At 40.1% G+C, this 26,869-nt stretch carries 32 protein-coding genes; 2 read left to right on the top strand and 30 right to left on the bottom strand.

All coding sequences use genetic code 11. The annotated features are described in order from the left end of the window. Positions 1–2: 2 nt before the first annotated feature. The 9 genes from trpA to aroC form a co-directional block, all read right to left on the bottom strand. Positions 3–830 (bottom strand): tryptophan synthase subunit alpha, encoded by an 828-nt coding sequence (gene trpA / locus PQ578_RS14690; RefSeq protein ID WP_273835063.1) that lies wholly within the window; start codon positions 828–830, stop codon positions 3–5. Further along, positions 823–2,010 (bottom strand): tryptophan synthase subunit beta, encoded by a 1,188-nt coding sequence (gene trpB / locus PQ578_RS14685; RefSeq protein ID WP_160918988.1) that lies wholly within the window; start codon positions 2,008–2,010, stop codon positions 823–825. Before trpB ends, trpA begins: the two co-directional genes overlap by 8 nt. Before the next feature lie 2 nt (positions 2,011–2,012). Beyond that, on the bottom strand, positions 2,013–2,651 hold the full coding sequence (locus tag PQ578_RS14680) for a phosphoribosylanthranilate isomerase (protein ID WP_273835062.1): 639 nt from the start codon (positions 2,649–2,651) through the stop codon (positions 2,013–2,015). Next, positions 2,638–3,408, bottom strand: a complete 771-nt coding sequence (trpC, locus tag PQ578_RS14675) for an indole-3-glycerol phosphate synthase TrpC (RefSeq protein ID WP_273835061.1) — start codon at positions 3,406–3,408, stop codon at positions 2,638–2,640. The genes PQ578_RS14680 and trpC overlap by 14 nt, the downstream gene beginning before the upstream one ends. Then, the gene (trpD, locus tag PQ578_RS14670) at positions 3,401–4,426 is read right to left on the bottom strand and encodes an anthranilate phosphoribosyltransferase (protein WP_273835060.1); all 1,026 of its coding nucleotides are present in this window, start codon (positions 4,424–4,426) and stop codon (positions 3,401–3,403) included. Before trpD ends, trpC begins: the two co-directional genes overlap by 8 nt. After that, positions 4,419–5,930: an anthranilate synthase component I gene (trpE, locus tag PQ578_RS14665; protein WP_273835059.1), complete on the bottom strand. Its 1,512-nt coding sequence runs from the start codon at positions 5,928–5,930 to the stop codon at positions 4,419–4,421. The genes trpD and trpE overlap by 8 nt, the downstream gene beginning before the upstream one ends. 282 nt (positions 5,931–6,212) lie before the next feature. Continuing rightward, entirely contained in the window at positions 6,213–6,575 is a 363-nt protein-coding gene (aroH, locus tag PQ578_RS14660; protein WP_273835058.1) for a chorismate mutase, read from the bottom strand. After that, a complete protein-coding gene (gene aroB / locus PQ578_RS14655; RefSeq protein ID WP_273835057.1) occupies positions 6,572–7,645 on the bottom strand; it encodes a 3-dehydroquinate synthase in 1,074 nt (357 codons plus the stop codon). The genes aroH and aroB overlap by 4 nt, the downstream gene beginning before the upstream one ends. Positions 7,646–7,647: 2 nt before the next feature. Beyond that, positions 7,648–8,820, bottom strand: coding sequence for a chorismate synthase (gene aroC, locus PQ578_RS14650; RefSeq protein ID WP_273835056.1), 1,173 nt, complete (start codon positions 8,818–8,820; stop codon positions 7,648–7,650). Between the two features lie 221 nt (positions 8,821–9,041). On the opposite strand from aroC, the gene PQ578_RS14645 reads away from it, so the two are divergent. Further along, on the top strand, positions 9,042–10,460 hold the full coding sequence (locus PQ578_RS14645; RefSeq protein WP_273835054.1) for an amidase: 1,419 nt from the start codon (positions 9,042–9,044) through the stop codon (positions 10,458–10,460). Between the two features lie 93 nt (positions 10,461–10,553). Here PQ578_RS14645 and ndk read toward each other — a convergent pair whose 3' ends face one another. The 17 genes from ndk to PQ578_RS14560 form a co-directional block, all read right to left on the bottom strand. Further along, a complete protein-coding gene (gene ndk / locus PQ578_RS14640) occupies positions 10,554–10,997 on the bottom strand; it encodes a nucleoside-diphosphate kinase (RefSeq protein ID WP_098443975.1) in 444 nt (147 codons plus the stop codon). A 102-nt stretch (positions 10,998–11,099) separates the two neighbouring features. Next, positions 11,100–12,071 carry a heptaprenyl diphosphate synthase component II gene (gene hepT / locus PQ578_RS14635; protein WP_273835053.1) on the bottom strand — a complete coding sequence of 324 codons (972 nt, stop codon included), beginning with the start codon at positions 12,069–12,071 and terminating at the stop codon, positions 11,100–11,102. Positions 12,072–12,091: 20 nt separating this feature from the next. Then, entirely contained in the window at positions 12,092–12,820 is a 729-nt protein-coding gene (locus tag PQ578_RS14630) for a demethylmenaquinone methyltransferase (protein WP_273835052.1), read from the bottom strand. A gap of 3 nt (positions 12,821–12,823) precedes the next feature. After that, positions 12,824–13,651 (bottom strand): heptaprenyl diphosphate synthase component 1, encoded by an 828-nt coding sequence (locus tag PQ578_RS14625; protein WP_273835050.1) that lies wholly within the window; start codon positions 13,649–13,651, stop codon positions 12,824–12,826. 206 nt (positions 13,652–13,857) lie between these two features. Continuing rightward, positions 13,858–14,079, bottom strand: coding sequence for a trp RNA-binding attenuation protein MtrB (mtrB, locus tag PQ578_RS14620; protein WP_098443979.1), 222 nt, complete (start codon positions 14,077–14,079; stop codon positions 13,858–13,860). Between the two features lie 22 nt (positions 14,080–14,101). Further along, positions 14,102–14,668: a GTP cyclohydrolase I FolE gene (folE, locus tag PQ578_RS14615; protein ID WP_160918976.1), complete on the bottom strand. Its 567-nt coding sequence runs from the start codon at positions 14,666–14,668 to the stop codon at positions 14,102–14,104. 119 nt (positions 14,669–14,787) lie between these two features. After that, entirely contained in the window at positions 14,788–15,060 is a 273-nt protein-coding gene (locus tag PQ578_RS14610; protein WP_048309232.1) for an HU family DNA-binding protein, read from the bottom strand. A 368-nt stretch (positions 15,061–15,428) separates the two neighbouring features. Further along, positions 15,429–16,907 (bottom strand): stage IV sporulation protein A, encoded by a 1,479-nt coding sequence (spoIVA, locus tag PQ578_RS14605; RefSeq protein WP_160918975.1) that lies wholly within the window; start codon positions 16,905–16,907, stop codon positions 15,429–15,431. 220 nt (positions 16,908–17,127) lie between these two features. Then, positions 17,128–17,847, bottom strand: coding sequence for a YphF family lipoprotein (locus PQ578_RS14600; protein WP_273835045.1), 720 nt, complete (start codon positions 17,845–17,847; stop codon positions 17,128–17,130). Positions 17,848–17,878: 31 nt separating this feature from the next. Then, positions 17,879–18,076 (bottom strand): DUF2768 domain-containing protein, encoded by a 198-nt coding sequence (locus PQ578_RS14595; RefSeq protein ID WP_098443983.1) that lies wholly within the window; start codon positions 18,074–18,076, stop codon positions 17,879–17,881. Positions 18,077–18,409: 333 nt separating this feature from the next. Then, positions 18,410–18,661 carry a stage VI sporulation protein F gene (locus tag PQ578_RS14590; protein ID WP_098443984.1) on the bottom strand — a complete coding sequence of 84 codons (252 nt, stop codon included), beginning with the start codon at positions 18,659–18,661 and terminating at the stop codon, positions 18,410–18,412. Positions 18,662–18,730: 69 nt separating this feature from the next. Beyond that, positions 18,731–19,786 (bottom strand): NAD(P)H-dependent glycerol-3-phosphate dehydrogenase, encoded by a 1,056-nt coding sequence (locus PQ578_RS14585; RefSeq protein ID WP_273835044.1) that lies wholly within the window; start codon positions 19,784–19,786, stop codon positions 18,731–18,733. 12 nt (positions 19,787–19,798) lie between these two features. Then, positions 19,799–20,398 (bottom strand): glycerol-3-phosphate 1-O-acyltransferase PlsY, encoded by a 600-nt coding sequence (gene plsY, locus PQ578_RS14580; protein ID WP_098443986.1) that lies wholly within the window; start codon positions 20,396–20,398, stop codon positions 19,799–19,801. 50 nt (positions 20,399–20,448) lie between these two features. Beyond that, positions 20,449–21,762 carry a ribosome biogenesis GTPase Der gene (der, locus tag PQ578_RS14575; protein WP_098443987.1) on the bottom strand — a complete coding sequence of 438 codons (1,314 nt, stop codon included), beginning with the start codon at positions 21,760–21,762 and terminating at the stop codon, positions 20,449–20,451. Between the two features lie 196 nt (positions 21,763–21,958). Next, a complete protein-coding gene (locus PQ578_RS14570; RefSeq protein WP_098443988.1) occupies positions 21,959–22,144 on the bottom strand; it encodes a capping complex subunit for YIEGIA in 186 nt (61 codons plus the stop codon). Beyond that, positions 22,141–23,031: a YIEGIA family protein gene (locus PQ578_RS14565; protein ID WP_165996335.1), complete on the bottom strand. Its 891-nt coding sequence runs from the start codon at positions 23,029–23,031 to the stop codon at positions 22,141–22,143. Before PQ578_RS14565 ends, PQ578_RS14570 begins: the two co-directional genes overlap by 4 nt. Then, entirely contained in the window at positions 23,028–23,627 is a 600-nt protein-coding gene (locus PQ578_RS14560) for a YphA family membrane protein (protein ID WP_273835043.1), read from the bottom strand. Before PQ578_RS14560 ends, PQ578_RS14565 begins: the two co-directional genes overlap by 4 nt. A 123-nt stretch (positions 23,628–23,750) precedes the next feature. Here PQ578_RS14560 and PQ578_RS14555 point away from each other — a divergent pair, with 123 nt between their 5' ends. Further along, positions 23,751–23,891: a YpzI family protein gene (locus PQ578_RS14555; RefSeq protein ID WP_098443991.1), complete on the top strand. Its 141-nt coding sequence runs from the start codon at positions 23,751–23,753 to the stop codon at positions 23,889–23,891. A gap of 63 nt (positions 23,892–23,954) precedes the next feature. Here the strand turns inward: PQ578_RS14555 and rpsA are convergent, their stop codons facing one another. The 4 genes from rpsA to PQ578_RS14535 all read right to left on the bottom strand — a co-directional run bounded on the left by rpsA (position 23,955) and on the right by PQ578_RS14535 (position 26,857). Further along, entirely contained in the window at positions 23,955–25,100 is a 1,146-nt protein-coding gene (gene rpsA, locus PQ578_RS14550; RefSeq protein ID WP_098443992.1) for a 30S ribosomal protein S1, read from the bottom strand. A gap of 182 nt (positions 25,101–25,282) precedes the next feature. Next, entirely contained in the window at positions 25,283–25,867 is a 585-nt protein-coding gene (locus tag PQ578_RS14545) for a lysophospholipid acyltransferase family protein (protein WP_273835042.1), read from the bottom strand. A 4-nt stretch (positions 25,868–25,871) separates the two neighbouring features. Beyond that, on the bottom strand, positions 25,872–26,543 hold the full coding sequence (cmk, locus tag PQ578_RS14540) for a (d)CMP kinase (protein WP_273835041.1): 672 nt from the start codon (positions 26,541–26,543) through the stop codon (positions 25,872–25,874). A gap of 146 nt (positions 26,544–26,689) precedes the next feature. Then, a complete protein-coding gene (locus PQ578_RS14535; protein ID WP_098443995.1) occupies positions 26,690–26,857 on the bottom strand; it encodes a DUF5359 family protein in 168 nt (55 codons plus the stop codon). Positions 26,858–26,869 lie beyond the last annotated feature (12 nt).

Below are 26,869 nucleotides of genomic sequence, written 5' to 3'. Positions count from 1 at the left end.
CCTCACGAATGGATTTTCGCTTTCCCATATGGAGAAATCAAATTTCGTACATATGACCGAATTTGATCAACCCCTTCTTTATGGGATGCTTCGTTCTTCAACACTTCCACTTGTTCCTCAACTTGACGAATAATGGCACTGCCAACAATAACGCCATCGCAGTGATCTTTTAACTTCTCAACTTGTTCAGGAGCTGATACTCCAAAACCAACTGCAACTGGAATCATACTATGCTCTTTCACCCGATCGAGAAAAGTAAATACAGAGGAATGAAAATCAGTTCTTGTACCCGTGACACCGAGTGATGAGACGCAATAAAGAAATCCAGTAGCTTCTTTCGATATCGCTTCGAGTCTTTTATCTGAAGTTGTTGGCGCAACAAGAGAAATCAGCGCAGTCTCATTAGCATTGCAGCTTTCCCTCCACTCTTCACTTTCTTCAAAAGGAAGATCTGGAACCAAAAGTCCGTCAATATCATTTTCTCGCACTAAAGCGAAGAAGCGTTCTTCTCCTAATTGTAACAAAAGATTGTAATAAGTAAATATCACAACTGGAATTTCAAGACCTTTTTCTCGCATTTGCTTCACGAGACCCATCGCCTTTTCAAGGCTCATACCATGTTCAAGCGCACGTAATGATGCGCGCTGAATGACTGGACCATCTGCCAATGGATCAGAATACGGGATGCCGAGTTCTATGGCATTTGCTCCTTCTTCCTGCAACATTAGTGCTAAATCGATGGTTGTTTCTTCTGTTGGATCGCCAGCTACAATAAATGGAATAAAAAGATCCGTCCGACCGTTCACGTATTGTTCAAATCGCTTATTCATCTCCGTCACCTCCAAGATGCTCCATTATCGTATGCACATCTTTATCGCCTCTTCCAGAAAGACATACAAGAATACGTTCTTCTTGATTCATGTTTTGTGCTTGTTTAATGGCTTCTGAGAGTGCATGAGCACTTTCAATCGCCGGAATGATGCCTTCTTCTTCAGAAAGAACTTTTAAAGCATCAAGCGCCTCTGCATCTGTGATGCCCACATACGTTACGCGACCCGTCTCATTTAAATAGGCATGCTCCGGTCCAATTCCAGGGTAATCAAGACCAGCAGAAATGGAGTGAGGCTCCTGAATTTGACCTGTTTCATTTTGTAAAAGATAAGTAATTGAACCATGAATGACTCCAAGGCGTCCTTCAGACAGCGTTGCAGCGTGTTCCCCTGTATGAATCCCTTTACCTGCAGCTTCCACACCTATTAAATCAACGTCATCTTTAAGAAATGGGTAGAACATTCCCATTGCATTACTCCCACCACCAACACAAGCAATCACTTTATCAGGTAATCCTTCCATTTGTTCTCGCGATTCATCACCAATCACGCGTTGGAAGTCTCTTACCATTTTAGGATAAGGATGAGGCCCTACAACAGATCCAATTAAATAAAACGTATCCTCAACGTTGGCAACCCAGTAACGAATCGCTTCATTTGTAGCGTCTTTTAATGTGCGACTGCCTGAAGACACTGGTACAACTTCCGCCCCTAGAAGCTTCATTCTAAAAACATTCAATTCCTGCCTTCTAATATCCTCTTCTCCCATAAACACTTTACACTCTAAACCGAAACGCGCTGCCACGGTTGCTGCTGCCACACCATGCTGTCCTGCACCAGTCTCGGCTACAATTTTTTCTTTCCCCATTCGAACAGCTAAAAGTGCCTGGCCGATCGCATTGTTTAATTTATGTGCACCCGTATGATTCAAATCTTCACGCTTCAAGTAAATTTGTGCACCACCAAGTCTTTTGGATAAATTCTCCGCATGAGTAATCGGTGTAGGTCGCCCTGAGTACTTCTTTAATTCATCATGGTAGTTTTTCATAAACTCTTGATCTGCCATTGCTTCGTTTAGCGACTGTTCTAATTCTTCTAGCGCATACATAGCTGTTTCAGGAACATACTTTCCACCGTATCTACCATATCTTCCGCGTTGATCAGGTACACTTGTTGACATTGTTATCCCAGCCTTTCGATTAAATCGTTCATTTTCGCCTTATCTTTTCTATCATTCGTTTCAATTCCACTTGATACATCAATACCATCTAGTTGATAGCTTAATAGTTCTTGCACATTATCTACTTTTACGCCGCCTGCAATAAATAGAGGTGCATTTTGGCTTACAGCTTCCGCTTGATAAGATGGAATCGAATCCCAATCAAATCGTTTGCCTGTCCCACCCCATTGTCCAGGTAATTTCGTGTCTACGACATATCCATCAGCTACACCATCAAACCGCTTCATTTCATCTAGAGCGTATTTACCGTGGTGGATTACTTTCCAAACCGTTTTACCTGTCATTTGTTTTATCTTCGCAACAAATGCCGGCGTTTCACTACCGTGAAGTTGAAGGACATCAAGCGGAACTTCACTTACCGTTTGTGCTAACTCTTCTAATTCCGGGTTTACAAACACTCCTACAATTTTCATATCATTTAACGGTGGATACTCGTTTAACCAGACTTTCACTTGTTCATCTGTAACGCGCCGAACGCTATTGGCAAAAACAAACCCTGCATATGGGACACCGCTCACTCTAACGCTCTCCCAATCCTCTAATGAACGATTACCACACAACTTAAGATCAGGCTTCGTCATGAACTTTTTCACCGAACAAACGCTTAATTCCTTTTTCATAAGTTCCATCTCTCATAAGTGCCTCCCCAACTAATACGGCTTTCGCACCGGCACTTTTCACTTCTTTAATATCCTCATAGGTAGATATTCCACTTTCGCTAATCATTAACGTAGATGAAGGAATGAACTGACTGAGTGAACGTGTTTGTTTAGTCGACGTCTCAAATGTAGCAAGATTTCGATTGTTCACTCCAATAATAGCTGGAGTGAAGTGCGACGTAAGCGCTTCAAGCTCTTCTTTCGAATGTACCTCAACTAAACATTCTAATCCTAAATTTACAGCATAATCATAAAATTCCTTTGTTTTCTCTGCTCCAAGCGCCGTTACAATCAATAAAATCGCATCTGCGCCAATTCGTCTACTCTCATCGATTTGCCGTGGATCAATGATAAAATCTTTTCGCAAAATCGGTACAGACACGTGCTTTTTTACTTCCGTTAGAAATGCGTTCGCCCCCATAAAGAACGACTCATCAGTTAAAACAGAAATCGCATCTGCACCCGCTTTTTCATAAGCTTTTGCTACTTCTACAGGATCAAAGTTCGCATTGATGATCCCTTTAGAAGGTGATGCCTTTTTCACTTCTGCAATTAAGCCTACCTCGTGCGTTGGCTTACGCAGGCTTTCAAGAAGAGAAACGTTTGCTAATTTTTCATCTTCGGGCATACTAAATCGTTCCATCTCTTCGTGCTTTACTTTAATAATTTGCTCAAGCATGAACATTCAGCTCCTTGTTTGCGCTTAATGTCTTTAGTTGATCTCGACCTGTCCCATTCAAAATAGCTTCTTTTGCCATTTGAACACCATCCTTAATGGTTTCACAAGCTCCTGCTAGATAAAGAGCTGCTCCAGCGTTGTAAAGAACTATTCCTTTACTAGCTTCGTTTCCTTGATTGTTAAAAATCCCCTCTATCAAATCTGCACTTTCTTTTGAATTGTTTACTACCAAATCCCCTGGGTTACCTGTAACAAGTCCAACTTCCTCTGGAGTGCGGCGATACGTACTAATTTCTCCATTCCTCAATTCAACGAAATCAGTATAAGTGGATATAGAACACTCATCGATTCCTTCTCCACCAGTGACGAGTAGTGCACGCTCTGTACCGAGACGCTTTAATGCTTCTGCCATTTTCAGCGCCTTTTCATGACTATAAACACCAATTAACTGAGACTGACTACCAGCTGGGTTTGCTAGAGGACCGAGGCTATTAAAGACCGTTCTAAAACCAATTGCCCTCCGCGCATTTACAGCGTGTTTCATCGCAACATGATAGTTTGGTGCAAATAGAAAACACATGTTTTTTTCTTTAAGGGTTGCAACTGCTTCGTTCCGGCTTGACTGAGTCGGGATGCCAAGCTGGTCCAATACATCTGCACTTCCACTTTTGGAAGATACTGCTTTGTTACCATGTTTCGCAACTTTCACCCCAAGACTCGACACGAGAATGGCAGAAGCTGTAGATATGTTAAAGGTAGAGTGTCCGTCTCCTCCTGTTCCACAAGTATCGATAAGCGGAAGGCCACCATGATCTAACTGAACAACATGATTTCGGAGCGAGCGAACAAACCCTGTCAGTTCTTCAATCGACTCACCTCTCATGTGAAGAATCGTTAAAAAGCTCGCGATTTGTGCATCGTTTGCTCTTCCTTCCATAATGATATCCATCACTTGTTCCGCTTCAGATTCTGTCAGAGTATGACCTTCAATCATTCTACTTAATTGTTCTTTAAACATTAAGCTGCTCCTCCTTTTTATCGAAAATCGCTTCAGCCACTTGTATTGCTTTAATCAAAGCGCTCGCTTTATTTCGCGTCTCTTCCCATTCATTTTCTGGTATTGAATCAGCTACAATTCCTGCTCCAGCCTGTACGTATGCTGTTCCATCCTTAATAACCATCGTTCGAATCGCTATACATGAGTCAATGTTTCCATCGAAACCAATATAACCGATCGCGCCTGAGTAAATCGATCGTGCAGTTGGCTCCAGCTCATTTAAAATTTGCATCGCCCGTACTTTCGGAGCACCAGACACAGTTCCTGCAGGGAAGGAGGCTACAACAGCATCTAAACTAGTGAATTGAGGTGCTAAAACTCCTGTTACTTTTGATATAATGTGCATCACATGAGAAAAGCGTCCAATGTCCATCAGCTGAGGTACAGAAACACTGCCGTATTCCGCTACTCGACCAACATCATTTCTCGCCAGATCAACGAGCATGTAATGTTCCGCCCGCTCTTTCTCGTCTTGAAGTAATTCTACTGCAAGTTCATTATCTTCTTGGTCAGTTCTCCCGCGTTTTCTCGTACCAGCTATTGGATCAATCTCAATTTCACCATCCCGAACCTGAACTAATTTTTCAGGCGAGCTCCCAATAATTTCAAAATCATTCATCTTTAAATAAAACATATAGGGCGATGGATTAATGACGCGAAGGACCCGATAAAGATCCAATCCTCCAATCGTGACATCTTTTTCAAATCGCTGAGATAATACAGCTTGAAAGACATCACCCTCTTCAATGTAGGATTTTATTTTATTTACATCGTTTAAAAATTGTTGTTTTTCATAATTCGATTTTATTTGTGAGAAATCCACTTCGTGAGAAGTATCTTCGGGCAGTACCATCACTTCCGATTGGTTTGACTTTGAAGAAAGAGTGACGAGCTCTTCCATCACCGAGAAAGCATTGTTGTAAATCTCTTCAACATCCGCTCCTTCTTTTAATCTTGCATGATGACAAACCGTCAACCGCTTTAAATGATGATCAAAAATTAGTAAATTCTCACAAACAATGAAATGAAAAAGCGGCATATCCTCATCCCGATCTGGATGAAGTGGAACTTTATCAAATTGGCTAACAGCGTCATAGCCGATATAGCCAACAGCACCACCATAAAAAGGAAAATCATGTTCTGGAAGTTTCGGGTTTAAATAGTTAAATAAGGCTTTTACACCAGATTGAAAATCATTTCGTTGTAGAATATCTGAACCATTGGCATCAATAACAGTAAAAGTTCCTTTTTGTTCAATTAGCGAATAAATTGGATCCACTCCAATAAAGGAGTAGCGTGACCATTTCGATTCCTGATCACTACTCTCTAATAGAAAACTCGCTCGTTTACCAATGTTTTGAAAAATTTGAATGGGTGTCGCCGTATCTAGAAAATACGACTTCATGATCGGGATCATGCCGAACTGTGTGGCATCCCTTTGAAAAGAAGAATAATCTGTAGTCAACTTTCTCACCTCTCCATGTTTTGTTATGGAGAATGGAAACCTGAGTATTCCGAGGATATTAATATAGTGGTATAACAAATAGCAGACTTAAATCGCCTGAATGTTCGCAATACCTAAAAAGGGTATATAAAAACCCCCTGAATAACCTCAGGGGGTGTATAGACGTGTCCCTCTAAGCTCTCCTCAACTCAACTATCCTATTCTCAGCTCTCTCAACTCATAAAACCTACTATTGCCTCTGCTCTAAACTTATTTCTATCCTAGTATGATGCACTCGATTTGTCAACTCGCAAGGTCGGGACGAAGCGATATAGCTTTCTCCAGGTAAACATGCTTGATTTGTTGCTGATTGATTGATGTATTCACCGTCATTAATAATCGAATGCACAAAGGTAACGCACCTTGAACTGGGATTTCAGATGAGCATAGCAAAGGAACATTTGACCATCCTTTAAATTCGCGGACTGCTTCAGCTGGAAATACCGCATCTAGGTCTCTTGTCATCGTAAATTGAATGGATGCCACCTGATTCGGTTCAACGTCATTTTGCTCGATTAATTGTTCAAGTAACGAAGTCGTTGCACGAATAATTTCTTCCTTGTCATTAAGACTAACCGTTGTTGCTCCTCGAATCCCTCGAATCAATGAGCTCCACTCCCTTCTATACTAGCTCGAAGTAATTTAAGAGCGATATCATCGTTTACCTTCACCTTAATTGGTTTACCAATTCTCTTTAATAGAACAAGCTGCAACGTTTTGTTTTCTGCTTTTTTGTCTTTCTTCATTCTCTCAATTAATTGATTCGTATTAAGCTCTTTTGGAACTGTTGTAGGAAGGCCAATTTCTTGAAACCATTTCTTTATGTCATCCATACGAAGAGTTGTTTGAAAATATTCCTCGCTCAACCGAAGGGCATAAATCATACCAATAGCCACTGCTTCTCCATGAGTCATTTTGCCATATCCTAGCTCTGCTTCAATGGCGTGACCAAGGGTATGACCAAAGTTTAGGTAAGCACGAATTCCTTTTTCACGCTCATCTTCTTTTACGATAGCACCTTTCACAGCAATACCCTTTTTAATAATAAATTGTAGCTCTTCATCGCTATACCCCTGCACGGGCTTTCCGCTTTCCATTAACCAATTTAAAAACGCTTCATCATGAATAAGCGCATGCTTAATCACTTCACTAAACCCTGAGCGCCATTCCCGATCTGGTAGGGTTCGCAGGCACTCTGTATCATATATAACGGCTGCCGGTTGATGAAACGCACCGATTAAGTTTTTCCCTAGTTCATGATTAATCCCAGTCTTCCCACCAACGCTTGAATCATGAGCAAGTAGCGTTGTAGGAATCTGAACAAAATCAATGCCTCGCATAAATGTAGCGGCAGCAAAACCTGCAAGATCTCCTACAACTCCACCTCCAAGAGCAATGATGCATGCTTGCCGATCTAAATCAGCTTTAAGCAGCGCAGTCATCACTTCATGATAACGGGAAAATGATTTGGATTCCTCTCCTGATGGAACGACAAACGTTTGTATCTCTTTATCCTGCTGAATCGATGATAAATATCTTCCTTCTACTTCTTCGTCCGTAATGATGAAGAAACTTGAGTAAGGGCCTTTGACCAGCTCTTGCCATTTGAAGCGTATCCCAGTTCCGATATAAACGGGATAGCTTCCACCATTTGTATCAATCGATAGTGAATCCATCATTAAAACTCCCGGCTATATGTCCTGTAGCGATCTAGCGCTTCCGCAATTTCTTCCATTCGATCATGACCAAATTTATCAAGAATCGAACAAGCGACTTCCCATGCAACAACATTTTCAGCCACAACGCTAGCTGCTGGTACTGCACAGCTGTCCGATCGTTCAATACTTGCCTGGAAGGGCTCCTTTGAATCGATATCTACACTTTGCAGCGGTTTGTATAGTGTTGGGATAGGTTTCATAACCCCTTTAACAACTATTGGCATTCCTGTTGTCATGCCACCCTCAAAACCTCCAAGTCGATTGGTCTTTCGTGTGTATCCTTCTGACTCAGACCATTGAATTTCATCGTGAACTTCACTGCCTGGCTTTCTAGCCGCTTCAAAGCCTATTCCAAACTCAACACCTTTAAATGCATTAATACTCATTACAGCTCCAGCAATTTTTGCATCAAGCTTACGATCATAGTGAACATGACTACCAAGTCCAACAGGTAAACCTTCTACAATCACTTCTACAACTCCACCGATTGAATCACCATTTTTCTTTGCATCATCAATCGCTTGCATCATCTTATTACCTGCTTCTTCATCAAGACTTCGGACAGGAGATTCTTCAGAAACGCGCTTGATTTCTTCTAAAGACATACCGCCTTCATATTGACTCTCAATGCCGCCAATCATACGCACATGTCCCGCAACCTGAATACCAAGTGTGTTAAGAAGTTTTTTTGCTACAGCGCCAGCGGCAACTCTTACCGTTGTCTCTCTAGCGGATGACCGCTCTAAAACATTTCGCATATCACGATGATTGTATTTAATAGCGCCATTTAAATCTGCATGTCCAGGACGTGGACGTGAGATTTGACGCTTCATGTTTTCTTCTTGTTCTTTCGTTAATGGCTCTGCACCCATATAATTTTTCCAGTGCGTCCAGTCTTTATTTTCTACAACCAGCGCAATGGGAGCACCCGTCGATTTCGCATGTCGAACTCCGCTTAATATTTGGACTTGATCCTTCTCAATTTGCATACGTCGACCACGCCCATATCCAAGCTGGCGCCTCGCAAGTTCAGTGTTAATATCTTCTGTCAATAGCTCAAGACCAGAAGGAAGTCCTTCAAGTATTGTTGTTAGCTGCGGTCCGTGTGATTCTCCTGCTGTTAAGTATCTCATCTCAATCTCCTCCATTATCCTTTGGCGCTTTTACGTACTACTATATCACACCATATAAAATTCGTGTAAGTATTTTTAACTTTTTCAATGATGGTTGGGCATATCCTAACACAATTTAACTAAAAAAACACAAAATTTTTATTCTTTTCTCTAGCAGAATTGCTTCATCCGTTTTCTTTCGTTAATGTTGAAGATATAACCTACAGCAAGGAAGTGTCTAGATGGAAATCACAAACCTTACAGCTCAATCCATGGCAAAAAAAATACAAGCAAAAGAGATTTCTCCTGTGGAAGTTGTGCAAAGTCATCTCAATCGAATAAAACGTTTGAATCCTAAATTGAATTTATTTATCACTGTATTTGAAGAACAAGCGATAGAAGAAGCTAAAGCAGCTGAAAAAGAACTGATGAATATAGGTACAAGAGGACCTTTGCACGGTGTACCAATCGCATTAAAAGACCTTACATCAGTGGCCGGCCGGCGTACCACGTTTGGTTCTCCACTTTTTAAGGACCACATCCCACAATCAGAGCCGACAATTGTAAAAAGGATTCGAAACGCAGGTGCTATTATTATCGGAAAAACAAATACACCAGAATTCGGGCATAAAGGGACAACAGACAATCTCTTAGTGGGTCCGACAAAGAATCCATGGGACCCTTCTAGAACTGCTGGAGGATCAAGTGGCGGTTCTGCTGCTGCAGTAGCAAGCAAATGCGTGCCACTAGCAGAAGGTAGCGATGGAGGCGGTTCGATTCGTATTCCTTCAAGTTTAAATGGCATTATTGGTCACAAACCAACGTTTGGTCGCGTACCGTTTGACAGCTCACCTTTCAATCGCTTTGGAACGACTCAGCCTTTTGTTCATTATGGTCCAATGGCAAGATCAACCGGTGACGCAGCTCTCCTCCTCTCTGTGATGGAAGGCTACCAGCCAACGGATCCGTATTCGGTTCCAGTCCCAGAAGAAAATTTACTTGAGGAAATGAAATTAGGTGTTAAAGGTAAAAGGTTCGCCTTTACGGAAAACTTTGGATTGTATCCCTTTGAGCAAGAAATTTTAGGTCCGCTAGAAGAAGCGATCAGTCTTTTACGTGATCACGGGGCAATCGTAGAAAATATCCCATTTCAACTTGGTATGAAACTTGAAGAATTAATTTCATTCTTCAACAAGATGTGGTATGCGGGATTGGCAACAGCTTACGGGTCGCTTTATGATCGCTTCCCTTCACAATTTAGTCTCTCTGTTTCTCGCATGATTGAATCCGGTAGACAGCTTAGCGCAATAGAATTAAGAGAAACCGAAATGAAGCGTACGATTATTTGGAACACACTTCAACAAGAATTAGATCGGTATGACGCTATTCTCTCTCCAGTTGTTGGAGTAACTGCTTTTTCACATCAGATTGAAGGTCCTGATACGATAAACGGAAAAGCTGCCGCCCCAATCTCTGATTGGATGATGACCCAGTTATATAACTGTACTGGGCATCCAGCGATATCGATCCCAGTCGGAAAAGCGCGATCTGGCTTACCCGTAGGTCTACAGGCTGCGACCGGCAAATTCAACGATACTTTATTATTTAGGATTGCCTATACACTTGAACAGGAAAAAGGTTTTGAATCCCCAATGATCTAACCACCTATTCATCGTTTTAACTAAAAAAAGAACCAGACAGAAATCTGTCTGGTTCTTTTTTATATAAGCGCTTTCATTTTTCTTTCAAAAAAATTAAACCCACTTCGAAACCGTTTTTGTATATTCATTTAATTCATTTTCATTAAAAAACAATGCAATTTCACGCTCTGCACTTTCAGGTGAATCTGAGCCGTGGATCACATTCATACTTACTTGAACACCGTAGTCACCGCGAATGGTTCCTGGATTAGCATCTTTAGGATTCGTTGCCCCCATCATCGTACGAGCAGTAGAAATAACATTTTCACCTTCCCAAACCATTGCGAAGACAGGTCCTGATGTAATAAAGTCAACTAGTTCCCCGAAGAATGGACGCTCTTTATGTTCACCATAATGAGTTTCTGCAAGGTCTTTTGAAACCGTCATCAATTTTGCCCCTACTAAATTAAATCCTTTATTCTCAAAGCGTGATACAATTCCACCAATCAAATTACGTTGAACACCGTCAGGCTTTACCATTAGAAAAGTTTTCTCCACAAAAATCTCCTCACTTTCAACACTTTGTATGTATAGGGCAGAAATATTTATCTGCCCTTCAAAATTCTATCAAATATTCGCAAAAATAACAACATTTCCTTTTTAATGTTTTCTCTTGCCGATATATTCTGCGATTTGTTTAAGTGACGTTCTTGCTGAAGAAGCGGGTAGCTGTTCTAGTTCATAGAAAGCTTTTTGAAGGTAGCGATCACTAATCTGTCGAGAATGTTCAATACCACCTGACAATTTTACAATAGACAGAACTTGATCCACTTGCTCTTGAGAAGCATGAAGCTCTTCTGAAAAAACATCCATGATTTTCTTCTTTTCGTTTTTTTGATTCATCGCATAAAGGACAGGTAACGTAATGTTACCCTGTAGTAGGTCTCCACCTGCTGGTTTCCCAAGCTGTTTAACAGTTCCTGTATAATCTAATATATCATCCGTTATTTGGTAAGACATACCAACGTAATAACCGAATTGCTTTAAGTGAAGCTGCTCTTGTTTAGATGCTCCCGCTGCGACTGCCCCTAGCTCACATGAAGTTGAGATTAGAAGGGCTGTTTTACGTTTAATTCTGCGAAAATAATCCCGTACATTTTGATCCCAATTAAATTGATCACGAATCTGTTCAATTTCACCAACGCTCATCTCTAGAATGGCATGGGACAAAATTCGATTTGCAGTCGGGTCATTTAATTCGGTTACTAGTTCAATGGCTCGGGCAAAAATATAATCTCCAGTATACATAGCTACACGGTTATCCCATTTTGCTTTTATTGTTTTAGCGCCCCGTCTCATTTCAGCATCATCAATAACATCGTCATGTACGAGAGAAGCCATATGAATAAGTTCGAGCGCTACCGCCACATTTTTCATGAGTGGTAAATTGTAATCCCCGAACTTACCTGAAAGCAGAACGAAAACAGGACGGATTCGTTTCCCTCCAGCTTTTAATAGGTGGTTTGATGCATCTCGAAGAACAGGATGATGAGCATCTACCGTTTGCTCCAATTCAGTTTCAATAAATGACAAGTCTTTTTTTAAAGAAGCGTATATCGTTTTTAATTTCATGAGATCCACCTAACTGATTTTCACAAAATATCTGTTCTCTTATTCACTGGTTTAAAACCTCTGTGCATCGCTGCAACACCGCCAGAGTATGGCTTTATATCAACGCGGCTAAATCCATTTTTAAAGAAAAGTTGTTTTAACTCTTCTCTTCCGGGAAACGTGCTAGCTGATTCCTGAAGCCAAGAATACTCGTCATAACTTTTTGCAAATACTTTACCAAGAACTGGCATTACGTGTTTAAAATACCCGTAATAAACTTGTTTAAAGACTGGGATGGTGGGCTGGCTCGTTTCGAGGCAGACAACTTGTCCACCCGGCTTAACCACGCGATACATTTCTTTAATAACCTGGTTATAATCAGGGACATTCCTTAGTCCAAAACCAATCGTAACGTAATCAAATGAATTGTCTTCAAAAGGTAGATTCATTGCATTTCCATGAATGAGGGTAACGTTTTCTTTCCTTTTCTCATTCACTTTGACATGACCAACTTCAAGCATGTTTTCACTAAAATCAAGTCCAATGGCCGATCCACTTTCTCCAACAGCATCAGCCATTGCAATTGTCCAGTCAGCTGTGCCACAGCAAACATCAAGTGCTGATGATCCTTTTTGAACATCCATTAATCTCATTGTATCTTTTCGCCATGCTTTGTGACGCTGAAAGCTAATGACTGAATTCATTACATCATAACGTTTTGAAATCGTTTGAAATACATCGTGAACGCGTTCTTCTTTTGATGAAGCCATGCTTTATCCCTCTTCCGCCATTTTCTTTTCCTGGATACCCTTGATTCCCCAGTTGTATTCGAAACGCTCCTGAAATAGCTGGTGGAGTTCTGAATGCTGTTGGAGAAGTTGGTCCATTTCTTTTTTTGCATATGCTATATAAGAATCGAGGACGATTTTTGCTTTTGATGCCTGATTTGTTGATAACTTCGCACCTTTTACCGAAAGGAGCGTAGAAGCAATTTTTTGTAACATAAATGTACCTGATTGAATGATTCCCTGCTTTCTTTCAGTTAAAAGACGATTCATGTAGAAATAGTGTGAACCGAAGCTTTTCCAATTCGTAAGACCATAATGTTCAGCAACTTTGCGTACTAAAATGGATTCAATCTCTTTCAAATTGTCAAACACGGGTTCAATCGTACTATACTCTGTTTGGTAGAAGGACATCTTTGCTTCATTAATCTCCTGAATGGCTTCAGAAAGTGTCCGAATCAACTCATTATCTTCCCATTTAGAAAGAAGGTGATAATACATGCTACTAAAATAATCACCTGCAAGTACTGTCAACTGGCGATTTTTTCGATCACCCTCGTTATCGATCTCCTCAAGTGAAATAAGATCATGCGTATCAAGAGCAATTTGCACAAGCATGATGGAAAGAAGTGTATCCTGTTTCCTTTTATGTTCGAGCTTCGCTTGTTCTAGCATGCCATAAAAAACATATAACTTCTCTTCATCAATCACTGGAAAGTCGATAAATCGAAGTAAATATGAATGGGATAGGCGAGACTGCAGCATGTCCCGAACTCCTGCTATTTTTTTATGTGTGGTTTCCTTCGGATTTGTCATATCCCATACCCCTAACATGTCTTCCATTTAGAAAAGTGGGCTAGCCGCTTTATAGCGGTGAAAGCTTATTTTCATTTCTTCTTTAAATACCCTTATTCGGAATGGTTCAATTATGTATTCAATTCTAGTATAGCACAATAACCTTTGACCTAAAACGAGCGGCTCTTGTTTTAAAATGAAAGAAAAGCAGGTTTCGGTTTCCTGCTTTACTCTTCTGTACTTATTTCACCGTGTTCTGTTTGAATAACGGCTTTCCCTCTTACCTTAACGGCAGAAGTATGTTCAGTGAATTGGGCAATCATCACTTCTCCCTTATCAAGTTTCTCTGAATGATGAAATCTTGTATCAGACCCTCGTGTTAACCCAATTACGTTCACGCCATTTTCTAAGGCTTTAATAACAAAAAAATCATTGCTATCGCTTTTCATATCAATCACTCCGTTTAAAGGTTTAGCCTTTAATCAACCCAAGCACTTCAGCTCGTGCAGCTGTGTCATTCTCAAACACACCTCTAACTGCTGACGTTACGGTTGATGATCCAGGCTTTTTAACGCCTCTCATCGTCATACACATATGCTCAGCTTCTACGACAACCATCACTCCGTGAGGTTCAAGTGTATCCACCATTGAATTTGCTATTGTCGATGTAATTCGCTCTTGAAGTTGAGGGCGCTTTGTAACAGACTCGACAGCTCTTGCAAGTTTACTAAGTCCTGTTACTTTACCGCCTTTCGGTATGTATGCCACATGCGCCTTTCCAAAGAAAGGAACCAGATGATGCTCACAAGTTGAATAAAACGGGATATCTTTCACTAAGACAAGCTCTTCGTGATCTTCCCCAAAAATGGTTTGAAAATGCTCTTTTGGATCTTGATGTAGCCCCTGAAAGATTTCTTCGTACATTCTTGCGACACGTTTCGGAGTATCTAACAATCCTTCGCGTTTTGGATCTTCCCCAATTGCTTCAAGGATCATTGTCACTGCTTCTTGTATTTTTTCATGATTAACTTCGTACATAGTTCTTACTCCTCCATTCAGGGCCTATATTACCTATGAAGATTCTAGCACATGGAGAAAAAGTTAGCAAAAAAGAAGAGCCGCATAATGTGCGACTCTTCTTTTGCCCTATGTATTTCTTACTTAACTGCATCCTTAAGGGCTTTACCAGGTTTAAATGCAGGAACCTTACTTGCAGCGATTTCGATTTCTTCGCCAGTTTGAGGATTACGCCCTTTACGAGCAGAACGCTCACGGACTTCAAAGTTACCAAAACCAATTAGTTGAACTTTGTCACCCTCTTGCAAGGATTGCATAATGTTATCAAAAACTGAGTCAACAGCTTTTGTCGCTTCTTTTTTAGAAAGCTCTGCAGATTCTGCAACAGCATTGATTAGATCTGTCTTGTTCATTCTGTTCACCTCCTCTCAAGAGAGATGGATAAATACATTCATTCACTTAATGACCAATATTTATACGTTGCAATGCACGTTTAGTACGTTTGCAAGCCCTATATTATACGAAGATGCGAAAGAATTCAATACGTTTGTGTCGATTTCAACGATTTTTCAGTGTTTTTTTACCTATTATCTGCTATATTCACTATTTGTAAACGCTCTAACGATCACTTTCCTCATTATCGATTAATTCAATCAATTCCGTTAATGCTTTACTGTACTCTGTTCTTATACACCGCTCGTAGAAACTATATTACCCCTTATACAAGTATGGTTAAACCTACAAAGCGAAAAATCGACTCCATAAATTGGAGTCGATTTTGTTATAGTATAATCGCAATTAAACCGCCTGATCCTTCGTTAATAATGCGCTCTAACGTCTCTTTTAATTTATAACGAGCATTCTCAGGCATTAAACCAAGTTTTGCCTGAATCCCTTCTCTTACTATTGAATTTAGTGAACGACCGAATATATCAGAGTTCCAGATCGAAAGTGGATCTTCTTCAAAATCTTGCATTAAATAGCGTACAAGCTCTTCGCTTTGCTTTTCTGTTCCGATGATTGGGGCAAATTCGGATTCTACATCTACTTTTATCATATGGATTGAAGGCGCAACTGCTTTTAACCTTACGCCAAACCTCGACCCTTGGCGAATAATTTCTGGCTCATCAAGACTCATATCTTCAATAGCCGGGGCTGCAATACCATATCCCGTCTGTTTTACCATACGAAGAGCGTCAGAGACGTGGTCATACTCTGCTTTAGCAAACGCAAACTCCTGCATAAGTTGAAGAAGGTGATCTTTGCCTCGAATTTCCACACCAACCACTTCTTTAAGAATTTGATCATAAAGATCTTCCGGTGCATACAGATCAATTTCTGCTATTCCTTGCCCCATCTCAATTCCAGCAAGGCGAGCATCTTGTATAAATTCAAACTCTTCAAATTGCCCAACAACACGATCAACATCCCGAAGTCGCTTAATATCTTTAACTGTTTCTCTTACAGATTCTTCATAATTTTGCCTTAACCAGTGATCCTGGTGGAGAACCATTACCCAACTAGGCAAGTTCACATTGACTTCTAATACTGGAAATTCATAAAGCACTTCTCTCATCACATTGTTAATATCATGCTCTGTCATACTCTCTACACTTAGTGAGATGACTGGTATATCATACTTATTCGAAAGATCTCCACGTAACGCTTCTGTTTGAGGATGGTGAGGATGAGCAGAATTGACAATCATAATAAATGGTTTGCCTACTTCTTTTAATTCTTCAACGACTCTTTCTTCTGATTCGAGATAGTCATGTCTTGGAATCTCTCCAATAGAACCATCTGTTGTAATCACTACTCCAAGAGTTGAATGCTCCTGAATGACTTTTCTTGTACCAATTTCAGCTGCTTCCTGAAACGGAATAGGCTCCTCATACCAGGGTGTATTGATCATACGAGGTCCATCCTCATCTTCATACCCCTTTGCTCCAGGTACCGCATACCCAACGCAGTCAACAAGTCTAACATTCACGTCTAGGCCATCTTCTACATGAATTTGAACAGCATGATTCGGGACGAATTTAGGTTCTGTCGTCATGATCGTCCGGCCTGCAGAACTTTGTGGTAGCTCATCTTGTGCCCTTGCTCGATCTGAATCGCTTTCCATATTGGGCAAGACGATAAGTTCCATGAACTTCTTAATAAACGTTGATTTCCCTGTTCGAACAGAACCTACGACTCCAAGGTATATATCTCCCCCTGTACGCTCTGCGATATCTTTGAAGATATCTACTCTCTCCACGTGATCGCCTCCTGAATTCCGCCTCATTGGACGAAATGATTCACTCCAGACCGCAGACATTCTTGAACACTACCATTCTATGATGTTGTCCAATAAATATGACACCTTAAAGCAAAAGGATTTGATGTAACAAGTATACTTTGGCTACCTTACTGTTTAAATTCATAAAAAAATCCCTCCTCTTTTTAATAGTTGTATTGCTAAAGAGAAGGGAAAATACCTATTTCACTAAAAAAACAGTTTTATCATTTTCAAGCGTATACGGAACAGATGCAACTGGTACATAGAACGAATTGTTCGCTAACAAATCACGGATATCATCACCGTTTTGATAGTTATGGTCGGGATTACTTTCAATCGCTTTTGTAAGATCGCTTGAGTAGTCAATATGTACATTACCATTCTGATCAAGGAAAAACGGCAGTTGATCGTTTGTAAACGGGCTCTTTACCGTTATCTCTTCCTCGATACCCATTGCGTCGTAATCGATTGAATAACGATCTTTCGCAAGTACTTCCTTAAAAGGAGGATAGTCTTTTTTTCTTCGATAATCATTTATACGGAGCTGCAGATCTTTTACTTTTTCAATCATTAGTAAATCAATTAACCTTACTGTAGGGTTTTCTTCCACGTTGATTAGAACATATTGAAATACCCCTCCATTTTCAAAGGAATTCCCAGGTGCTTGCTGTAAAAAAGCGGGTACTAATTTCTTGAAATCAATTGGGTACTTTTGATAGATTGGCGTTTCCTGATCTCTCGTTTTGATTGGAAGAACTGACTTGTTATCCTGATATTGTTCAACGGCTGTTTGAACAGATTGTATTTGATCTGTATATGGAATCTGATTCTCGTTCTTCTGGCTTTCCGGATACAAACAACCTGAAAGCATAGTCACAAGACTCGTCCATAATACAAGCTTTGTAGCTAATCGTTTCATTTCACTCATTCCTTAATCAGAGTTTACTTGCTTAGTTTGTAGGGCCAGTGACCACGACTAGAAGCATCAGGACACCTGCAACGAACATACACATATAGGCAAAAGTCGATACAAGTATTCGAAAAAAACCTTTCAGCTTCGAGCGACTTAGCATAATGGCCATAACAGCAATAAACATTAAGCCAAGTGCAGAAAGCGCTACCCACATTTTAATTAACGCTGGTGACATTATTTATCCCCCTAGTATGACAAAATCTAACTTACACTGCCAATCATTATATCAAATCTTATCCCTTTTTACCTATAGTCGTTTTAACATTTTAAAAGGAGCTTTTTTAAATACGTCCGTCAGTTCTTTTTTGAGAAATATCACGTTTAATTGTCAACAGATTCGATAACGCTTCCAAACCACAAATAAAAAGCTGAAGAAAGGGGCTTTTCTTCAGCTTTGACTATATGGATTTCTTATAGAAGTATGCTTTTGCACATTGATGGTTCCTTATTAGTATATGGTCTTTAATCGAAGGCGGTATCGTTGATTAGCCTAAGTTTCATCATTTTTTTATTTTTGACTAAAAAGTTTGGCAATTGCAGACAAATCGAACGGCATATTCTTGTTGACGATCGCTTTTACGATTCGATCTTCTTTTTCTTTTGAGACAGGTACATTCGCAACGCGTGCAACATTCGCTATTAATCTACGCACTGTTTTCTCATCAGTAAAATCTGCGCCCTGAACGGAATTTGCTAACTTAAAGATGTCTTCTTTTTTGACATTCGTTTTCTTTTCTATGTTATCGAACAGATCGCTCACGCTGTTTCCTCCTTACCATTAAGGTTCAACATAGTGTATGCAAGGAGGAATACTTCGTGCTTCGCCTACTTATAGTTCTTTAGGATTTAATTCAAAACGATCAGCAAGTAGTGAAGTAAGATCTTCTGTTTCATGGGTTCGAAGTCGTCCCATTAATTGATCTACGCCATCTTTGGGATCTTTGTTATTGAATAGTACCTCAAATAAAACGGATGTAATTGGCATTTCCACGTTCTGTTTTTGTGCAAGGTAATATGCCGCTTTCGTCGTCCGGACACCTTCTACGACCATACCCATATTTTCGAGAACTTCATCAAGGTTATTCCCTTTACCTAACAGATTACCAGCTCGCCAGTTACGGCTATGTACGCTTGTACACGTTACAACAAGGTCTCCTATACCTGTTAAACCCATAAAAGTAAGCGGGTTTGCCCCCATCGCTGCGCCAAGGCGCGCAATTTCAGCTAAGCCTCTTGTAATCAGGGCAGCTTTTGCATTGTCGCCATATCCAAGTCCATCAGACAAACCAGCACCAAGCGCAATAATATTTTTTAAAGCTCCTCCAAGTTCAACGCCAATTATGTCATGATTCGTATAAACTCGAAAATTCGAATTAATAAAAAGATCCTGGACATATTCAGCTTGAGGCATGGATTTAGAAGAAGATGTAACAGTTGTTGGGTGACGAAGGCTTACTTCTTCCGCATGACTAGGTCCTGATAAAACAACAACTGATTTTCTTAGATTTTCCGGAATCTCCTCTTCAATCACTTCAGAAATTCGCTTGGACGTCTCAGGTTCAATTCCTTTACTTGCGTGAATGAACGTTACGGGTGTTGATAAGTATGTCTTAATTTCAGGAAGAACTTCTCGAAGCGCTTTCGTTGGTGTAACAAGCAAGATGGCTTCGGCATCTTTTACACTTTCTTCAAGTGAACTAGTCGCTTTAATCCCTTCAGGTAGACTAATGCCAGGAAGATATTTATTATTTGTATGCTTCTCATTTACTTCCTCTGCAAGGTCAGTTCTTCTTGCCCATAATGATACATCATGTTGGTTATCTGCTAGTACAATTGCAAGAGCTGTTCCCCAGCTTCCTGCACCTACCACTGAAATTTTTGCCATTGAACTTCCTCCTTACTGCTCGACCTTTTGCCCGAGCTTGCTTTCAGTACCAGTGAACAACCGTTTCACATTTGTACGATGTCGCCAAACTGAAAGAATCGCCAGAATCGTCCCTAACAAAATATAAGATGCTGGGTTTCCTCCAAGCAAGAATATAAATGCAGGCGTTAGCACAACAAAAATCAGGGAACCAAGTGAAACAAATCGCGTAATCACAATCGCAAAGATAGCAATAATCCCAGCATAAAGTGCTGGTAAGAACGCAATTGTAGCAAATACTCCAATCGTTGTTGCCACACCTTTTCCGCCTCGAAACCCAAAAAATATCGGCCAGTTATGACCTAAAATCGCACATATTCCTGCAAGGAAAGGAACGATTGGTTCACTAGAGAACCAATACCCCAACCATACAGCAAGTATGCCTTTAATCACATCAAGAGCCAGGACAGTAATAGCAGGACCTGTCCCGAGTACTCGAAGTGTATTTGTCGCTCCTGCATTGCCGCTCCCGTGATCTCTTATATCGATCTTCTTCACGAATTTTGCAATCAAATAACTGAAACTAATTGAACCCAGCAAGTACGCAGCAATGCAAATCAGGATCGCGATCATCTCATTTCCCCCTTTTAGTTAGCAAGGTCCCCCGAACGAAACAAGGTTAATTATTCGCTTTTTCTTCGAGCAAGAATACGTAATGGCGTTCCCTTAAAGCCAAACGTCTCACGTATACGGTTCTCTAAGAAGCGTTTGTAAGAGAAGTGAAGCAATTCTGGGTCATTAACAAATAAAACGATAGTAGGCGGCTTTACAGCCACTTGCGTCGCATAGTTAATTTTCAGTCGTTTCCCATTATCTGTCGGTGTTGGGTTCATCGCAACTGAATCCATAATTAATTCATTCAATACATTTGTTTTCACACGTAATGCATGGTTCTCAGCTACTGTGTTCACAACAGGTAGTAGCGTGTGAAGACGCTGTTTCGTTTTCGCAGATAAGAACACAATCGGTGCATAGCTAAGGAACAAGAAATGATCGCGAATTTTTTGCTCGAATTCACGCATTGTCTTATCATCTTTTTCAACAGCATCCCATTTGTTTACAACGATCACTACGGCTTTACCAGCTTCATGAGCATAACCCGCTACTTTCTTATCCTGCTCGATGATCCCTTCTTCTCCATCAATAACGACTAAAACAACGTCTGAACGTTCAATCCCACGCATGGCTCGAAGAACGCTGTACTTCTCAGTCGTCTCATAAATCTTTCCTCGTTTTCTCATTCCTGCCGTATCAATAATGACATAATCTTGACCATCGCGAGTAAACATCGAATCAATGGCGTCACGCGTCGTTCCAGCTATATCACTTACTATCACACGTTCTTCCCCAAGGATTGTATTAACAAGCGATGATTTCCCTACGTTTGGACGGCCGATTAATGAGAACTTAATCGTTCCTTCATCATATTCTTCCTCATGTTCTTCAGGGAAAGACTTAAACACTTCATCTAGAAGATCACCTAGTCCCAGACCATGAGAACCTGAAATACCGAATGGAGTACCAAATCCTAGAGCATAGAAATCATAAATAAGCGTTTGCTGTTCCGGGTTATCTACTTTATTTACAGCTAATACAACTGGTTTATTGGAACGATAAAGAATTTTTGCAACTTCTTCATCGGCATTTGAGATCCCATCTCGTCCATTTACCATAAATATAATAACGTCAGCTTCGTCAATGGCTATTTCTGCCTGGTAACGAATTTGCGAAAGAAACGGCTCGTCACCGATCTCAATACCACCTGTATCGATAATATTAAATTCACGATTTAACCATTCTCCTGTACTATAAATACGATCTCTTGTTACTCCTGGAGTATCTTCTACAATCGATACTCTTTCTCCTACTATACGATTAAAAATGGTCGATTTTCCAACATTTGGTCGACCCACTATTGCGACAACTGGTTTTGTCATTTTATGCACGCCCTTTCTAAAAGACTATCTAAGCTTGAAACCAGAAAGTCGTGGACAAACTTTCCAGGAGTTCATGATAAAAACCCTCCTCTATAAGAAGGGCGTAGTCTTCGATAGCTTTTATATCTTATCAAAAAAGCAACCATTGAACAACAGACGATCAAATGAATCTTCTTTCAATCCCTCCTAAACTTTGCTAATGCTTTACAATTATATACACGCCATTACTTAACTTGTGCGCAATCCCATCTAGGATGGCTTCAAGATCAGCTGCTACTCCGTCCATTTCTTCTTCCGAGTCACAAACAAAAATATTAGCTCCAACAGGGGCTTTTGCTACTGATCGCGTAACAGTTGCCAGTATTGCTTTTTCTATTTTCAAGACTCGTCACTCCCCTTTTCCTTCGTTTCCGTTGGCATACGTATGGCGTTTTCGAGCGTCGGGACTTGTGAAATGACTTTCATAGCAAGATCAACATTTTTATTTTGAGGTAAAATAAAAACTCCGATACGTCCATCATCAAGATCGCGTTTAATTAATGGCACAAGGGCTGGAGTACCAGAATCACGATAGACACCGAGTGAAATGGCAAGGTCATGTAGAATCGCTTGTCTTTGACCAAGATTACCAATTGTCATACGCGCATCAAAATTTTTCGGTGAAATAGTAAAACCAATTCCATGTTGTAAAATCTCTTGCTGCCTTGCTGGAATCCCAATATTCATAATATAAATGTTATCAACATAAAGGCCAGCCCCATCAAATGTCACTTCTTTTTGTTCAATGTTCGCAATCTTTCCTAACTTACTTCCAGTCATGTACTTTCTCGCTACTAAAAACGCAAGAAATGCTGCGACTAATCCTGCCCATAAGTTTATAGCTAAATAGGCAAATGATGTGACAAATGAAATAAAGATAACTAAGTAATTTCTACCTTCAAACGTAACGGCTATTCCCTCAATGTACGAAGCCCCTCTTGGAACGAGTTCCAGCGAATCCATTTCAGTTAGGGTTTTTCTTTCCATATTGCGCACTTCTCTAAATTGTGAAGCTGCAAGCGTTAAAAAAGTAACGGCCGTAAATTCTTGTTCCATAATGGAAGGAACGACGAGTGAGCCAAGTGATGCAGCAATAAATCCAAGGGCAAGGTGGATGATCATCCCATGTGGGTATGTAGGGTATTGGCGGTAATCAGTCCTGAACATATAAATTCTCGCAAGTGTACCTGCGATCACCCCAAACAAAATTGAAATTGTGTACTCATTCATGAATATCCCCGTCTTTCTTGATGTTTTTTCAAGAGTTTTTCAAGATGAAGTGTTATTTTTACAAACCCTGACCATGCAGCCGTGCTCATTACTGAAATAGCCAGTATGTCCAGCGAAGCTAACTCTCCAATAACTCGTTCAAACCCCATCCCATTAAATATCATTCCTAAAATCATTTCACCGTGGACGATACTGAGAATTAGAAAAGAGCTGCGTTCGAACGTACCGTTAATCGTTAAATGAATGATGACAAGAAGAATTGCTGAGATCGACCATCTTGTATACAAAAAAGTAAATACCGGATCATAAATTGCAAACAGCTGAATTGATGTAAATGCTGCTGTTAACATGATCAAAATAATTATTGCGTAAACCGTGTTAACACGATATTTCATTAAAAGAAAATACCCAATCCCCAGTAAAAGCAGCCATAAAGCTGATACCGTAACATTGAAAGTTTCTACCGTTGTATGAATTAAGCATATCGCTAGCAAAAAAATAAATGCTAACAGCGTGCGATTGAAGGAAGCTTTTTGAAAAAAAAGGGCAATAACCAGTCCCATCCACGCGAACCAAACGAATATAATCCCATCCACCATTTCTCCTCCTCTCAGTATGATCAGTATGGGATGTTTTCATAATAGATAGACTTAAAAATGCATAACTTCTAAACCTTTTTTTCATTATAAGAAGAGGTTCGTTTGAAAGGAGGGTGAAAAATGGGGAAAGATCGGCAGGAAAAAAAGTTAAAAAACTCAAAACGAGTTGAGTCAGACCGTGATCAATCTCTTGAACATCAAGGAGCAGCTATGTTAGAAGGAGCTTCTGATGCTAGAAAGCGAAATGGCCAGAAGGGATAAAGCTTCACATTTTGCACACAAAAAGCTCTCTGCATCTTGATGCAGAGAGCTTTTTAAATTTCATTATTTGTATTTCTTTAGCTGATCACCGATCATATCTCCAAGAGAAAATGGAGCGTTTCCATCACTCTCTTTTTGATATTCTTCAACTTCGCTTGATACTTGTTCTGTCTCTAGAACTTTTATACTTAGTGAAATTCGCTTTTCATCGAGATTGACATCGAGCACTTTCACTCGTACTGTTTCTCCCTCCGAAAGGACTTCCTGAGGCGTACCAATATGTTTGTTCGAGATTTCTGAAATGTGCACAAGTCCTTCAACGCCAGGAGCTACTTCAACAAATGCGCCAAAGCTAACTAAACGTTTTACAGTACCTTCAATTTCATCTCCAGTACTAAGCTTGCCCTTCACTTCTTCCCACGGTCCTGGGAGTGTTTCTTTTATGGATAGTGAAATTCTTTCGTTGTCACGATCAACAGAGAGAATTTTAACATTCACTTGCTGACCTTCTGTTACAACTTCAGACGGTGTTTCCACACGATGATGAGCCATCTGAGAAATGTGAACGAGTCCATCAACTCCACCGATATCGACAAATGCGCCAAAATCAGTTAATCGTTGAACAGTTCCCTCGACAACTTGTCCTGCTTGAAGAGATGCAAGCGTTTCTTGTTTTTTATGATCCGCTTCTTGTTCAAGAACAGCGCGATGTGATAGAATCACCTTCGCTTTCTCTGGATCAAACTCAACAATTTTCACACTCAGGCTTTTACCTTTGTAGTCTGAGAAATCTTCAACGTAGTGTCTTTCTACAAGGGAAGCTGGAATAAATCCGCGAACACCGAGATCAACTACAAGACCACCCTTAACCACGTCCGCAATTTCAACATCGAATGCCACAGAATTTTCATACTTGTCTTGCAGGGCATCCCATGCTTGATCAGCTTCGACTGCTTTCTTAGAAAGCACTAGTTCATCTTCAGAAACTTTGATTACTTTAACTTCTATTTCATCACCTTCTGAGAGCACGTCGCTAACCTTTTCGACGTGAAGGCTTGACAGTTCGCTGATTGGCAGCACTCCATCAACTTTAAAACCAACATCAACTGATGCGTGTTTTTCTTCGACTTTGGAGATTTTCCCAGTCACCACATCTCCAATTTCGAATGATTTGAACTCAGTCATTTCCTGATTCATCTCTTCACCCATTGACAAACTCCTCCTTCAATCCAAAAGAAATAAAACTTTTCGATATGATTTATAAAAGTCTTCCACTGATAGCGAAAGAAATTTATTGAAAAGTTAAGCACCCTTTCCTCTAACTTTCACTAAAAATGACGGATTTGTCAAGTATCCTGACACATTTATTTAAATTTTTTAACAATATTGAATTATTTATGATGAATTTCGATCAAATCTTGGATTTCTTTCATTATTGCCTGCGTCGCTTTTTTTGCTGCACCCTGTTCTTCACGTAACGAAGAAAGGTCGACAGGTTTTCCATATACGATTTTCAAGCGACCAAATGGTTTATAAGAGCCTTGAATCGCGCAAGGGACAACTCTTACCTCAGGACGAAGTGCAAAAAAACCTGCTCCAGATAGACCCTCGCCTAGCTTTCCATCTTTGCTTCTTGTTCCTTCAGGAAATAAACCAACAACGCCGCCATCTTTTAGAAACTTCATTCCGCTTCTAAGGGCTTGTTTATCACTCATGCCTCTTTTTACTGGAAAAGCGCCAACCTTTTCAATCAACTTCCCAAGAATCGGAATAGAAAACAATTCTGATTTGGCCATGAAATGCACATCTCTTGGGAACATCGCACCTACTAATGGTGGATCAAGGTTGTTAATATGATTTGAACAAAGGAGAATTCCCTTATCTTTCGGAACGTTTTCTCTTCCTACAACTGTAACTCGATTGAACAGCTTAAAATAAACGTGAAATAAGCCCTTCCCGACACTGTATAAACTCACGTCATCATGCCCTTTCTTTCGCTAATTGTAAAATATGATCCACAACATCTGAGATCGACATGGTGGTCGTATCAATTTCAATCGCATCGCTTGCTTTAACGAGAGGGGCTACTTCTCGCTCAGTATCACGCTTATCTCTTAATGCAATTTCATCTTTTATCTGATCATAATCTGCTTCGATACCATTTTCAATTAACTCTTTGTAGCGACGTGAAGCTCTTTCTTCTACTGAAGCAATTAAGAATACTTTAAGTTCAGACTTCGGAAGAACGTGTGTACCGATATCACGACCATCCATCACAACGCCACCTCTGTCTGCGAGTAATTTTTGTCGCTTCACCATTTCTTCTCGTACTTCACTTTGTCTTGCAACGAATGAAACATTGTTGGTGACGTGTGAAGATCGAATATCCGTTGTAACATCAGTATGGTCAACCAATACAAGCTGCTCACTTTCGCCAACTTGAAGATCAATGACCGTAGTATCTAATAAATCTTTAAGCGCAGGGCCGTCTTCTAAATCAACTTCATTTTCAATAGCTTTAAAGGTTAAAGCACGGTACATTGCACCTGTATCAATATAAAGAAATGTTAAATGATCGGCTACTTTTCTTGCTACAGTACTTTTACCAGCTCCAGCAGGTCCATCAATTGCTATATTTATTCGTTTGTTCATATTCTTCTTGCCTCCAAATTCCGTTCAATCCTATTAAATCATCTAATCGACAACTTAACGTACAAAAAAAGCAGGGTATCCTGCTTTCTTTGTACGACCAAAATGTCATATTTATCATAACATAAGACATTTTATCGGTCTATTCACTATTGACGCTTGATCAGAGGAGGCAAATCCTTCAATACACCTTCATAATAAATGGCTTTGCTAAGATAAATTCGAAAGTCCTCCTGAGTCAGTAACAACTGAGAGGCCATAAGAAAAATAAATTGAATGACGATTAGTTTTATTAACATTTGTTCAAGTTTCGCCATTCTTTCACCTCA

The sequence above is a fragment of the Guptibacillus sedimenti genome (genome assembly GCF_028610665.1).
GTDB classification, from domain to species: Bacteria; Bacillota; Bacilli; order Bacillales; family Guptibacillaceae; genus Guptibacillus; species Guptibacillus sedimenti.
This window is presented reverse-complemented; position numbering and strand designations above follow the sequence as displayed.

What these genes read in the sequence shown, in the direction of transcription:
- der (WP_098443987.1), bottom strand. Translation starts at nt 21,762, where the DNA reads ATGACAAAACCAGTTGTCGCAATAGTGGGTCGACCAAATGTTGGAAAA.
- aroC (WP_273835056.1), bottom strand. Translation starts at nt 8,820, where the DNA reads ATGAGATACTTAACAGCAGGAGAATCACACGGACCGCAGCTAACAACA.
- mtrB (WP_098443979.1), bottom strand. Translation starts at nt 14,079, where the DNA reads ATGAAAAGCGATAGCAATGATTTTTTTGTTATTAAAGCCTTAGAAAAT.
- PQ578_RS14565 (WP_165996335.1), bottom strand. Translation starts at nt 23,031, where the DNA reads ATGAATGAGTACACAATTTCAATTTTGTTTGGGGTGATCGCAGGTACA.
- hepT (WP_273835053.1), bottom strand. Translation starts at nt 12,071, where the DNA reads ATGAAATTAAAAACGATATACGCTTCTTTAAAAAAAGACTTGTCATTT.
- PQ578_RS14610 (WP_048309232.1), bottom strand. Translation starts at nt 15,060, where the DNA reads ATGAACAAGACAGATCTAATCAATGCTGTTGCAGAATCTGCAGAGCTT.
- trpB (WP_160918988.1), bottom strand. Translation starts at nt 2,010, where the DNA reads ATGTCAACAAGTGTACCTGATCAACGCGGAAGATATGGTAGATACGGT.
- plsY (WP_098443986.1), bottom strand. Translation starts at nt 20,398, where the DNA reads ATGATCGCGATCCTGATTTGCATTGCTGCGTACTTGCTGGGTTCAATT.
- aroB (WP_273835057.1), bottom strand. Translation starts at nt 7,645, where the DNA reads ATGGATTCACTATCGATTGATACAAATGGTGGAAGCTATCCCGTTTAT.
- PQ578_RS14535 (WP_098443995.1), bottom strand. Translation starts at nt 26,857, where the DNA reads ATGGCGAAACTTGAACAAATGTTAATAAAACTAATCGTCATTCAATTT.
- PQ578_RS14630 (WP_273835052.1), bottom strand. Translation starts at nt 12,820, where the DNA reads ATGGCTTCATCAAAAGAAGAACGCGTTCACGATGTATTTCAAACGATT.
- PQ578_RS14555 (WP_098443991.1), top strand. Translation starts at nt 23,751, where the DNA reads ATGGGGAAAGATCGGCAGGAAAAAAAGTTAAAAAACTCAAAACGAGTT.
- PQ578_RS14680 (WP_273835062.1), bottom strand. Translation starts at nt 2,651, where the DNA reads ATGACGAAGCCTGATCTTAAGTTGTGTGGTAATCGTTCATTAGAGGAT.
- PQ578_RS14585 (WP_273835044.1), bottom strand. Translation starts at nt 19,786, where the DNA reads ATGGCAAAAATTTCAGTGGTAGGTGCAGGAAGCTGGGGAACAGCTCTT.
- rpsA (WP_098443992.1), bottom strand. Translation starts at nt 25,100, where the DNA reads ATGGGTGAAGAGATGAATCAGGAAATGACTGAGTTCAAATCATTCGAA.
- trpC (WP_273835061.1), bottom strand. Translation starts at nt 3,408, where the DNA reads ATGCTTGAGCAAATTATTAAAGTAAAGCACGAAGAGATGGAACGATTT.
- PQ578_RS14595 (WP_098443983.1), bottom strand. Translation starts at nt 18,076, where the DNA reads ATGTCACCAGCGTTAATTAAAATGTGGGTAGCGCTTTCTGCACTTGGC.
- trpD (WP_273835060.1), bottom strand. Translation starts at nt 4,426, where the DNA reads ATGTTTAAAGAACAATTAAGTAGAATGATTGAAGGTCATACTCTGACA.
- PQ578_RS14625 (WP_273835050.1), bottom strand. Translation starts at nt 13,651, where the DNA reads ATGACAAATCCGAAGGAAACCACACATAAAAAAATAGCAGGAGTTCGG.
- cmk (WP_273835041.1), bottom strand. Translation starts at nt 26,543, where the DNA reads ATGAACAAACGAATAAATATAGCAATTGATGGACCTGCTGGAGCTGGT.
- trpA (WP_273835063.1), bottom strand. Translation starts at nt 830, where the DNA reads ATGAATAAGCGATTTGAACAATACGTGAACGGTCGGACGGATCTTTTT.
- PQ578_RS14600 (WP_273835045.1), bottom strand. Translation starts at nt 17,847, where the DNA reads ATGAAACGATTAGCTACAAAGCTTGTATTATGGACGAGTCTTGTGACT.
- PQ578_RS14645 (WP_273835054.1), top strand. Translation starts at nt 9,042, where the DNA reads ATGGAAATCACAAACCTTACAGCTCAATCCATGGCAAAAAAAATACAA.
- folE (WP_160918976.1), bottom strand. Translation starts at nt 14,668, where the DNA reads ATGTACGAAGTTAATCATGAAAAAATACAAGAAGCAGTGACAATGATC.